This is a genomic window from Mycobacterium sp. 3519A (assembly GCF_900240945.1).
GTDB lineage: Bacteria > Actinomycetota > Actinomycetes > Mycobacteriales > Mycobacteriaceae > Mycobacterium.
The window spans coordinates 2,067,300-2,078,516 of sequence record NZ_OESG01000013.1 but is presented as its reverse complement, the minus strand read 5'-3'; the positions used below and the strand labels follow the sequence as shown (position 1 = coordinate 2,078,516).

Below are 11,217 nucleotides of genomic sequence, written 5' to 3'. Positions count from 1 at the left end.
ACGTTGGAGGAGAAAATACCTGGCGCGCGGTAGATACCCGCGATTTAGCCCCGCTTAAACGCCCATGCTGGGCTCATGGCATGGGCCGCTAAACGCCCATGCTGGGTTCATGGCATGGGCCGCTAAACGCCCATGCTGCGGCCGATGATCTCTTTCATGATCTCCGTCGTGCCCCCGTAGATTGTTTGCACGCGTGAGTCGAGATATGCCTTGGCGACGGGATATTCACGCATGTAGCCGTAGCCACCGTGCAATTGCAGGCAGCGGTCGATGAGATGAACCTGCTTTTCGGTGGAATACCACTTCGCCATCGCCGCCTGCTCCGCGGTTAGTTTTTCCTCGAGGTGCAGTTTGATGAATTCGTCGACCATGATTCGCACGACGGTGGCCTCGGTCGCGAGTTCGGCGAGAAGGAAACGGCTATTCTGCTGGCTGCCGATCGGGCGGCCAAAAGCCTTGCGTTCCTTGGTGTATTGCAGCGTGCCCTCGAGCACCGCTTCCATGGCCGTGGCGGCCATCACCGCGATGCCGATCCGTTCCTGCGGCAGGTTCTGCATCAGGTAGATGAAGCCCTGCCCCTCCTCGCCGAGCAGATTCTCGGCAGGCACCTTGACGTCGGTGAACGACAGTTCCGCGGTGTCCTGGGCGTCGAGACCGATCTTGTCGAGTTTGCGACCGCGCTCGAATCCCTCCATGCCGCGCTCGACGACGAGCAGCGAGAACCCCATCGCGCCCTTGTCAGGGTCGGTGCAGGCGACCACGATCACCAGATCGGCGTTGATGCCGTTGGTGATGAACGTCTTTGCGCCGTTGAGGATGTAGTGATCGCCGTCCTTGACCGCGCGGGTCTTGATGCCCTGCAGGTCGCTTCCGGTGCCGGGTTCGGTCATCGCGATCGCGGTGATGATCTCGCCGGTGCAGAACTTCGGCAGCCAGCGCGCCTTCTGTTCGTCGTTGGCCAGGCGCAGCAGATACGGCGCGACGACGTCGTTGTGCAGGCCGAAGCCGATGCCGCTGTACCGGCCAGCGGTGGTCTCCTCGGTGACGATCACGTTGTAGCGGAAGTCGGGGTTGCCGCCGCCGCCGTACTCCTCGGGCACGGCCATGCCGAGGAAGCCCTGCTTACCCGCCTCGAGCCAGACCCCGCGGTCGACGATCTTGTCGCGCTCCCACTCCTCGTGGTACGGCGCGACGTGCCGGTCGAGGAAGGCGCGGTAGGACTCGCGGAACAGATCGTGTTCCGGTTCGAACAGGGTGCGGTCGTACTTCACGACGCTGCCCATGGCGGACCTCCATGAGTTGGTACGGGCTGTTACCGGTACCGTACCCCACCCAACCGGATGGTTGGGCGAGGCCTGGGCCGGCTGGGCTTCGCCGACATCGACGTTTTGCAGACGTCGACTCGCACTTTCCCTGCGAAACGTCCGTTTCGGCGATTCGGGCGCACAGGCCAGCGCCCTAGAATTCGCGGCATGATCTATGCCCGGACGAGCCTTGCTCACTGGGGCGGCTTCTCCGCGGCGATCGGGGCAGGCGACATCGCGACCGTCACCCCACTCGACGGCGACACCGATCCGTCCCCGCTGCTCGGCAACCTGCCCGGCGCCATCCGGCATCGCGCCAGAATCGCCACGCCTGCGGTCCGGCGCGGCTGGTTGCGCGACGGCCCCGGTCCGACGACACGCCGCGGTGCCGACGAGTTCGTCGCCGTCTCATGGGACGAACTCACCGATCTGCTCGCCGGTGAGTTGCGGCGGGGCGTCGACACACACGGCAACGAGGCGATTTACGGCGGCTCCTACGGCTGGGGCAGCGCGGGCCGCTTCCACCACGCGCAGAGCCAAGTGCACAGATTTCTCAAACTTCTTGGCGGATACACGTTTTCGCGACACTCCTACAGCCTCGGCGCCACCGGTGTCATCATGCCACGGGTGGTCGGCACCCACGACGATCTGTTCAAGCGCTCCACCGCGTGGGACGTCATCGTCGAAAACACCGATCTGCTGGTCTGTTTCGGCGGCCTGGCGCTGAAGAACACCGGCACCAATCACGGCGGCACCACCGGTCACCCGGCCCGCGCCGCGCTAAAACGGTTCCGTGACCGCGGCGGACGCATCGTGTCGTTCTCGCCGCTGCGCGACGACGTCGAGGGCGACTGTGAATGGCATGCTCCGGTGCCCGGCACCGATGTCGCCGTGATGCTGGCGCTCGGCTATGTACTGGCCACCGAGTCGCTCGTCGACCGCGAGTTCCTGGACACCTACTGCACGGGCTACGACCGTTTCGAGCGCTATCTGCTCGGCCTCGACGACGGCGTCGCGAAATCGCCGCAATGGGCGTCGCAAATCTGCGGGCTGGCCGCCGACGACCTGACCGCGCTGGCGCGGCGGATGGCCGCGCAGCGCACGATCGTCACCGTCAGTTGGTCGCTGCAACGGATCCGGCACGGCGAACAGGCCCCGTGGATGGGACTGACGCTGGCCGCGATGCTCGGCCAGATCGGCCTTCCGGGAGGAGGTTTCGGGCACGGCTACGGCTCGATGAACGAACCGGGGCTGCCGCCACTGCGTTTCGGGCTGCCCGCCTTGCCGCAGGGCCCCAATCCGGTGCAGACGTTCATCCCGGTCGCAGCTGTCAGCGACATGCTGCTGCACCCCGGCGAACAGTTCGACTACAACGGGCGCCGCCTGACCTATCCCGACATCAAGTTGGTGTACTGGGCGGGCGGCAACCCGTTTCATCACCACCAGAACATTCCGCGGTTGCGGCGCGCGCTCGGCCGCGTCGACACCGTCGTGGTGCACGAGCAGTACTGGACTGCGATGGCGAAACATGCCGATATCGTCGTCCCGTCAACCACCGCCTACGAGCGCGACGACTACTCCGGGTCCCGCAACGACCCGGTCCTGATGGCGATGCCCAAACTGGTCGAACCCTATGCGCAGTCCCGCGACGACTACACCACCTTCGCCGCGCTGGCCGACGCGCTCGGCTTCGGCGAGCAGTTCACCGAGGGCCGCACCGCCAGGCAGTGGCTCGCGCACATGTACGACAAGTGGGCGACGGGACTGGATTTCGGGGTGCCGACATTCGACGAGTTCTGGGCGATGGGGCGACTACGGCTGCCCACCCAGAACGGTCTGACGCTGCTGGCCGACTTTCGCGCCGACCCGAAAACGCACCGGCTGAACACCCCGAGCGGGCGCATCGAGATCTTTTCCGCCGACATCGACGCCTTCGGCTATGCCGACTGCGCCGGCCACCCGGCGTGGTTCGAGCCGTCCGAATGGCTCGGCGGCGCTCGGGCGGCCCGGTATCCGCTGCATCTGCTGGCCAACCAGCCCGCGACCCGGCTGCACAGTCAGCTCGACATCGGCGCGGTCAGCACCGCCTCGAAAGTACAAGGGCGCGAACCGATTCGGATGCATCCAGCCGACGCGGCAGAGCGTCGCCTGGCCGATGGGGATGTGGTGCGGGTGTTCAACGATCGCGGCGCCTGTCTCGCCGGCGTGGTGACCGACGACCGGCTGCGCCGCGCCGTGGTGCAACTGTCGACCGGGGCGTGGTTCGATCCGGAGGATCCCGCCGACCCGGACGCCATGTGTGTGCACGGTAATCCGAACGTGCTGACCGACGACATCGGCACATCGGCCCTCGCCCAGGGCTGTACCGGTGCGCACGTGCTGGTGCAGGTGGAGAAGTTCACCGGCCCGCTCCCGCCGGTGCGCGCCCACGAGCCGCCGGTGATCGTCGATCGATGACCGAGGCGATCATCGTCGAGGAACGTGGCAAGACACTGAGTTTCACGTTCGACGACATGATGCGCTACCACGGACCGCACTCCCCCGCAGGCGTTGCCATGGCGTTCAAGGTGTTGCAGCGCGCCTTCGCCGTGCTCTCCCCCGGCGCTGTGCCCGATCGTCGATCGGTCAAGATACGCACCGCCTTTCGAGGTCCCGGTGCGCGCGACGGATTCGAGGCGGTCACCCGAGCGGTGTCCGACGGCCGCTACCTCATCGACCGGAACCTGGTGCGTGGGGACCGCGGCCGACTGTTGGAAGACTTCGTGTTCGAAGTCGAGGTGGGTGGCCGCACGGTCGCCCTGCTGCTGCGCGACGGCTTCGTCACCGACGAGTTCATCGATCTCGCCCGCAATCAGGCCCGCACCGAGGCGCAGGAGGCGCGCCTCGACGAGCTCAAGGCTGAACTGGCGCGGAAAGTGATGGCCGCCGCGGCGGAAGATTTGCTCGACACCGTGTGAGCTAACGCACGCCGATGTTTGGCAAAGCGCTTCGATTGGGAACTCCGCAGTCACCATCGGATTGACAGGGAGGAACCTGCCATGTCGGACAAGAACAACAGTGGACCCGAGGAAGCCGTCAAAGGCGTTGTCGAGGGTGTGAAGGGTAAGGCCAAAGAGGTGCTCGGCGCAGTCGCTGGCCGCGACGATCTCTACCGCGAGGGCCAGGCCCAGCAGGACAAGGCCGACGCACAGCGCAATGCCGCTCAGAAAGAGGCCGAGGCCGAAAGTGCCCGCGCCGCAGCCAAGACCGCTGAGAAGCGCCAGGAAGCCGAACAGCGCTGACACCGGACCGCGATAGGCGCAAGGCGAACCCGAGGGGTGCCTTGCGCCTTTCGCCTGGGGTCAGATCGCAACCAGATCGTCGGCGAACGAATACGGCGGCCACGGCCCCGTTACTTCGAGTCTGATTCTGGCAGTTGACCTTTCGAGCGCAGTCACGGTCTCCATGAACAATCCGACGACGTCTTTGTCCACCAGATACGAGCCGTTGAGCAACGTCCACGGTCCCTTGTTCGTGACATGCTTCTCCAATGGCGGTTTGCGCTTACCGTCGACGGCGCAACGCAATAACATCGCGTGTACCCGGTCCGCTTCGGCCGACGCCAACCGGTAGCCCTCCTGCTGCGCGGCCAGTTGCCGTCTCCTGCGCAACAGGTAGGGCACACGCGACAGGGGGTCGGTCGCCTCCGAGTTGACCAGATCCCCCTGCAGCGCCAGGCTTCTCGGATCGGCGTATGCCTTGACGCCGAGCTCGTCACGCCCCGAGACCCGGCGCAGCGCGGCCACCATGTCGTCGTGCTCGTTCAGCAGCAGTTGGCTGACGCGCCGGTCGTCGCGGTAGATGGTGCCCAGCCGCACCGGAATCACCGGCCCGCCGCGACGGAAGGCGCTGACGATCGCGTTGTGCGCTCGCGCCTTGGGGGCGAACACGTCGACGTCCTCGAAGGTGCGGCGCAGTCGCGCTCCCCTGAACTCCTCGAGGTTCACCGTCCCGACGGCGGCGGCCAGGCCGCCCGCCACGACCGCACGGACCTGTTCGCCGGCCACCCCGGACAGGCTCGCTGCCCGCTCCGCAGCGTCCTCGGCGCGCCCGATCGCGTACACCCAGACTCCGCGATCAGCGTCGGCAACCTCTGATTGCTTTGACATACTCCTCCGCTCGCCCTCATCACTACCCGGATGAACGGCGTGTCAACCACGAAAACCCGAGCTAGAACCGCTGTTTTTCGCATGCGTCAACGATGCAAACGCGGCTAAGTAGCTACTAACTGACGTGACCGTCTATTTACTCGGCAAATGCGGGCAAACCGGATTCGCTGCGCTATGTGCGCGCCGGTGACGTCCGCCGCGTGCCGGTCGCCTCGAACGCGGCGCCGAACCGCAACAACGCGACATCGTCGTAGGCGCGCCCGGCCAGCGTGAGCCCCACCGGCATGCCGATGTCGGCCATGGTGCCCATCGGCACGGTCACCGTCGGAATGCCGAGGTGGCGTATCGCCAGGTTGCCGTTGGCCACCCACACACCGTTGCGCCACCCCAGGTCGGCCGACGATTCGTCGACATCCATGTTCGCCGGGCCGACGTCGGCGACCGCGGGGAAGATCACCGCGTCCAGGCCCAGACCGTCCATCCAGTCTTCGAGATCCAGGCGCCGCGTCTGCTCGAGGCCGCGCACACCGTCCGCCAGGTCCGGGATGTCGAGGAAGGACTCGACCGGGTGGTTTCTGACGTGCGCGGGATAGCTCGCGATGTCGTCGTCGAACCCGGTGTAGCGGTCGGGCAGCGCACCTTGCGGGTGCGGGAAGATCCGCGCGCCGTCCACGTCGGCCAACCGGTGCAGGTGCGGGTCGCCGTTGTCGGCGAGGAAGTCGTCCCACGCCCATGCGCTCAGGTCGAGCAATTCCCTGGCCAGATAGTCGGGACTGACCAGGCCGCGGGTGAAAATCGTTGGCGCGCCCGGCCTGTCGCCTTCGTAATTGCTGACCACCGGGAAGTCGACCTCCACGACGTCGGCGCCTGCCGCCTCCAGATCGCGTCGCGCCGCTTCGAACAACGCCAGCACCGACGGTCGCGTCTCGATGCGCTGTCCGGTCGGGCCGCCGATGCCGGGCCGTTCGGCGGTCCCCGCGTCCGGGTCGGCATTGATGTACATGCGCGGCACACCGAATCGCCGTCTCCCGAGGCTGGCTGGGGCCAATTGCCGATACGACGCGGGCCGCACCTGGCTGGGCCGCGGCAACGCCACCCACGGTTGGCTGCGCCAGAAGTCGCCGCGCGTCACCGGATCGTCGGCGACGATCACGTCGAGCACCTCGAACATGTCGGCCATCGTCCTGGTATGTGGCACAACGACATCCATCGTCGGCACCAGCGGCCAGCCACCGCGGACCGAGATGATGCCGCGCGACGGCGTGTACGCGCACAACGCGTTGTTGGACGCCGGAGCGCGACCGGACGACCACGTTTCCTCGCCGATGCCGAACGCGCACAACGACGCCGCCGTGGCGGTGCCGGACCCGTTGGAGGAACCCGACGCGAAGGCAGCGGTGAGATAGTCGGCGTTGTACGGGCTTTCGGCGCGTCCGTAGAGTCCGCGCTGCATGCCGCCGTTGGCCATCGGCGGCATGTTGGTCAGCCCGATCAGCACGGCGCCGGCATCGCGTAACCGCTCGATGACGAAGCTGTCCTGCTGCGCCACCAGGTCCGCGAAGGCCGGACTGCCCGCCGCGACGGTGAGACCGCGGGCCCGATAACTGTCCTTGGCCGTATAGGGAATGCCGTCCAGCGGGCCGCGCGTTTCGCCGCGGGACCGGCGTTGGTCGGACGCCTCGGCGTCGGCGCGGGCCTGCGGGTTCATCACGACGACGGCGTTCAACCGAATCCCGGCATGGTCATAGACCGCAATGCGGTCCAGATAGCTTTCCAGCAGATCGACGGCGGTCACCCGACCCGAGTCGAGTGCGCCGCGCAGATCGGCGATGGACGCTTCGACGACGTCGAACGCCACTTAGAACGTCGCGAACTCTTGCAGGCTCGCGGCCAACGGAATCGGCACGCGGGCCTTGATTCTGGTGCCGTCGGCGGTGTGCTCGGTGGCGTCGACGCGGCCGTCGGCGTGCACCTTGTTGACCAGGTCGCCGCGGTCGTACGGAATGGTCACGTCGACCACCTTGTCGGTCGGTTCGATCAACTCGGCCATCCGCTGCTGCAGGCGCTCCAGGCCGTCGCCGGTGCGCGCGGACACGAACACCGCGTCCGGCAGCGCACTGCGCAGCTGGGCCAGCGTGAGGCCGTCTGCAGCGTCGATCTTGTTGACCACCAACAGTTCTGGTGCCGGCTTGCCGTCGTGGTCAGCAACCACCTCGTTGACCACTTGGCGCACCGCGTTGATCTGCGCCAGCGGATTCACATCGGAGCCGTCCACCACGTGCACGAGCAGCGCGGCGTCGACGACTTCCTCCAGCGTGGAGCGGAACGCCTCGACCAACTGCGTCGGCAGATGCCGGACGAACCCGACCGTGTCCGTCAGCACGAACGGCCGCCCGTCGGCGAATTCCCCACGCCGCGTGGTGGGTTCGAGCGTGGCGAACAACGCGTTCTCGACGAGCACGCCGGCGCCGGTCAGCGCGTTCAGCAGGCTGGACTTCCCCGCGTTGGTGTACCCGACGATCGCGATCGACGGCACGTCGCTGGCCCGCCGCCTGCTGCGCTGGGTGTCGCGGACCTGCTTCATGTCCTTGATCTCACGGCGCAACTTGGACATCCGCTCGCGGATGCGACGGCGGTCGGTCTCGATCTTCGTCTCACCGGGACCGCGCGTACCCACGCCGCCGCCTGCGCCGCCCGCGCGCCCGCCGGCCTGCCGGGACATCGATTCACCCCAGCCGCGCAGCCGGGGCAGCATGTACTCCATCTGCGCGTAGGCCACCTGCGCCTTGCCTTCCCGGCTGGTGGCGTGTTGGGCGAAGATGTCGAGAATCAGCGCGGTGCGGTCGATGACCTTGACCTTGACCGCCTTCTCCAGCGCGGTCAGCTGCGCGGGGCTCAGCTCGCCGTCGCAGATCACGGTGTCGGCGCCGGTGGCCAGCACGACCTCGCGCAGCTCCTGCGCCTTACCCGAGCCGATGTAGGTCGAGGCGTCGGGCTTGTCGCGGCGCTGGATCAGCCCCTCGAGCACCTCCGAGCCCGCGGTTTCGGCGAGGGCGGCCAATTCGGCGAGGCTGGCTTCGGCGTCCTTGGCGCTGCCTTCGGTCCAGACGCCGACGAGCACCACGCGTTCCAGCCGCAGCTGCCGGTACTCGACCTCGGAGACGTCGGCCAGTTCGGTCGACAAACCGGCCACGCGGCGCAGTGCCGTGCGGTCTTCGAGTGCGAGCTCACCCGCGCTGGGGGCGTCGTGGAAACGAGAATCGGGATGGGTCATAAGTGATTACAGAGTTGCACGGTCGACTGTGCGCCTGCATCCGAATTAACGCTGCGCAATGCGCCACCATTCCTCGGCCACCTCGCCGCGCGCCACCAGCACCGAGGGGCCGCGCAGGAAGCTGCTGGCGTCGGTGACGGTGACGGTGACCTCGCCGCCGGGTATCCGCACCAGCAGTGTGCCGGTGGTGGCACCCTCGTACGCCAGCGCCGCGACCGCCGCCGCGACCGTCCCGGTGCCGCACGAGCGGGTTTCTCCGACACCCCGTTCGTGTACCCGCATCGACACCGCTGACCCGTGTGGGGCGGTCAAAACCTCGACGTTGACGCCTTCGGGAAACTGCCCGCTGTCGAACGACACCGGCGCCGCGACGTCCAGCGCGGCGAGTTCGTCGACCGTCAGGTCCGCATCGACGCACGCCAGGTGCGGGTTGCCCACGTCGACCGCCAGACCGGCGAACGGCCGTCCGCCGACGATGGCCTCCCCCGTGCCGAGTTGGTTGGTCTTGCCCATTTCGACTGTGACGTCCGCGGTGGTGTCGTCCCACCGGTGCAGCACCACAGGACGCGGACCCGCCAGTGAGCCGACGGTGAACTCGTCGCGGCTCTCCAGGCCGCTGGCCCGCAGGTAGTGAGCGAACACCCGAACCCCGTTGCCGCACATCTGCGCAACCGACCCGTCGGCGTTGCGGTAGTCCATGTACCAGTCGTCGGCCGCCACCCCTTCGGGCAGTCGGTCGAGTCCGGCGACACCGGCCCTGGTCACCCGCAGCACCCCGTCGGCGCCGAGGCCCTGACGCCGGTCGCACAGCACGGCCACCCCGGCCGGCGTCAGCGACAGCCTGCCGTCGGGGTCCGGCAGCAGCACGAAGTCGTTCTGCGTGCCGTGGCCTTTGGCGAATTCCACGAGTTCAGGATACGTGCCGCCATATCCGCAGCGTGCGCTCGACGTTGTCGGGGGCGCCGCCGTCCAGCCAGGTGATGCGGTGGTCGCGGCGGAACCAGGAGCGCTGACGGCGGACGTAGCGGCGGGTGGCGAAGAACGTCGGCTCGCGGGCCGCCGACCCGTCCCCACCCGCGTCGAGGTCGGCGATCACCTGGGCGTAGCCGAGCGCACGGGCCGCGGTCACCCCGTCGCGCAGCCCTTGCCGCAACAATCCGCGCACCTCGTCGACCAGCCCCTCGGCGAACATCTTGTCGGTGCGTTGGGCCAGTCGCTCATCGAGAACAGTTGTGTCCCAATCTAATCCGACGATTGCGGTGTCCCAGCGCGGCGCACCGATCACCGGCGCGGACGCGGCGAACGGCTGCCCCGTCAACTCGACGACCTCGAGGGCCCGCACGATGCGGCGGCCGTCGGTCGGCAGGATCGAGGCCGCGGCGTCGGCGTCGACGCGGGCCAGTTCCCGGTGCAGGGCGCCCACCCCGATCTCGGCCAGCCGGCCCTCCCATTTGGCGCGCACGGCGGCATCGGTGGCGGGGAACGACCACGCGTCGAGCAGCGACTGGATGTACATCATCGAGCCCCCGACGATCACCGGGACCGCGCCGCGGGCGGCGATCGCCTCGATGTCGGCGGCCGCGGCCTGCTGGTAGCGGGCGACCGTGGCCGTTTCGGTGACCTCGAGGACGTCGAGCTGATGGTGCGGGATGCCGCGGCGCTCCGCCTGCGGCAGCTTCGCCGTGCCGATGTCCATGCCGCGGTACAGCTGCATCGCGTCGGCGTTCACGATCTCCCCGCCGACCTCCTCGGCGACGGTCAGCGCCAGCGCCGACTTGCCGGTGCCGGTCGGGCCGATGATCGCGATCGGTCTCATGGCTGCCAGACACCGACGAAATATCCGACACCGTAGGGCGCCCCGCGATACAACTCGGCGGCCGACCGGGGGCCGCCCAGTCCGGCCAGCACCTGGTAGGCGACGCGGCCGACGATCGCATCGGGCAGCCGTTTCAGCGCGTCGGCGTCGCCTGCGGCCAGCGCGTCGTCGAGCGCGGCCTGCACCGCGACCGAGTCGGGGTCGTATCCGCCGGGCGCGGGCGGGGTGAGTGTGTGCGCACCGTCGGCGACGACGAGAACGCCGACCGGGTCGGGGTTTTCGTCGATCTCGGCGCGCAACGCCCGACCGTGAGCCAGCGCGGTGTCGACGTCGTGTCCCGCGTCGTAGACCCGCACCTGCGCGCGGGCGTCGGGCGCCGCCTGGTCGCGGATCCAGCCGGTGATCAACGCGCACAACGGCAGCGCAGTCGGGGCCCCGGCGTCGGGCGACAGCGCGACGCGCTGGTCGACGCCGTATCCGGCGAACGTGCCCGCGCTGTCGGGACCCAGCACCGTGTCGGCGGCGTCGGCGCCGACGGCGATCCAGGTCGACGGCAGCGCCTTCGCGGCGGCCAGCACCGCGCGACGCAGGTCGGCGAGTTCGTCGGCGGTGCCTGCGCCGAGTTCGGGAACCAATACGGGTGCTGACGGAACGATCGCGATGGCGCTCAGCACG

At 68.0% G+C, this 11,217-nt stretch carries 10 protein-coding genes; 3 read left to right on the top strand and 7 right to left on the bottom strand.

Going from position 1 to position 11,217, the window contains the following annotated elements:
- Window positions 1-122: 122 nt before the first annotated feature.
- Window positions 123-1,283: an acyl-CoA dehydrogenase family protein gene (locus tag C1A30_RS17940; protein ID WP_101949536.1), complete on the bottom strand. Its 1,161-nt coding sequence runs from the start codon at window positions 1,281-1,283 to the stop codon at window positions 123-125.
- A gap of 189 nt (window positions 1,284-1,472) precedes the next feature.
- Between C1A30_RS17940 and C1A30_RS17935 the strand changes: the two genes are divergently transcribed.
- The 3 genes from C1A30_RS17935 (at window position 1,473) to C1A30_RS17925 (ending at window position 4,585) form a co-directional block, all read left to right on the top strand.
- Window positions 1,473-3,761 carry a molybdopterin guanine dinucleotide-containing S/N-oxide reductase gene (locus C1A30_RS17935; RefSeq protein WP_101949535.1) on the top strand — a complete coding sequence of 763 codons (2,289 nt, stop codon included), beginning with the start codon at window positions 1,473-1,475 and terminating at the stop codon, window positions 3,759-3,761.
- The gene (locus C1A30_RS17930; protein ID WP_101949534.1) at window positions 3,758-4,261 is read left to right on the top strand and encodes a hypothetical protein; all 504 of its coding nucleotides are present in this window, start codon (window positions 3,758-3,760) and stop codon (window positions 4,259-4,261) included. Before C1A30_RS17935 ends, C1A30_RS17930 begins: the two co-directional genes overlap by 4 nt.
- A gap of 81 nt (window positions 4,262-4,342) precedes the next feature.
- Complete coding sequence (locus C1A30_RS17925) at window positions 4,343-4,585, top strand: CsbD family protein (protein ID WP_101949533.1); 243 nt, start codon at window positions 4,343-4,345, stop codon at window positions 4,583-4,585.
- A gap of 60 nt (window positions 4,586-4,645) precedes the next feature.
- Here C1A30_RS17925 and C1A30_RS17920 read toward each other — a convergent pair whose 3' ends face one another.
- The 6 genes from C1A30_RS17920 to C1A30_RS17895 all read right to left on the bottom strand — a co-directional run bounded on the left by C1A30_RS17920 (window position 4,646) and on the right by C1A30_RS17895 (window position 11,216).
- Entirely contained in the window at window positions 4,646-5,452 is an 807-nt protein-coding gene (locus tag C1A30_RS17920; RefSeq protein WP_101949532.1) for a GvpL/GvpF family gas vesicle protein, read from the bottom strand.
- Window positions 5,453-5,624: 172 nt separating this feature from the next.
- Entirely contained in the window at window positions 5,625-7,310 is a 1,686-nt protein-coding gene (locus C1A30_RS17915; RefSeq protein ID WP_101949531.1) for an amidase, read from the bottom strand.
- Entirely contained in the window at window positions 7,311-8,726 is a 1,416-nt protein-coding gene (gene hflX, locus C1A30_RS17910; protein ID WP_101949530.1) for a GTPase HflX, read from the bottom strand.
- Window positions 8,727-8,771: 45 nt separating this feature from the next.
- Window positions 8,772-9,632: a diaminopimelate epimerase gene (gene dapF, locus C1A30_RS17905; protein WP_101949529.1), complete on the bottom strand. Its 861-nt coding sequence runs from the start codon at window positions 9,630-9,632 to the stop codon at window positions 8,772-8,774.
- 4 nt (window positions 9,633-9,636) lie between these two features.
- Window positions 9,637-10,542, bottom strand: coding sequence for a tRNA (adenosine(37)-N6)-dimethylallyltransferase MiaA (gene miaA, locus C1A30_RS17900; RefSeq protein ID WP_101949528.1), 906 nt, complete (start codon window positions 10,540-10,542; stop codon window positions 9,637-9,639).
- Entirely contained in the window at window positions 10,539-11,216 is a 678-nt protein-coding gene (locus C1A30_RS17895; protein ID WP_101949527.1) for a hypothetical protein, read from the bottom strand. Before C1A30_RS17895 ends, miaA begins: the two co-directional genes overlap by 4 nt.
- Window position 11,217: the final 1 nt, after the last annotated feature.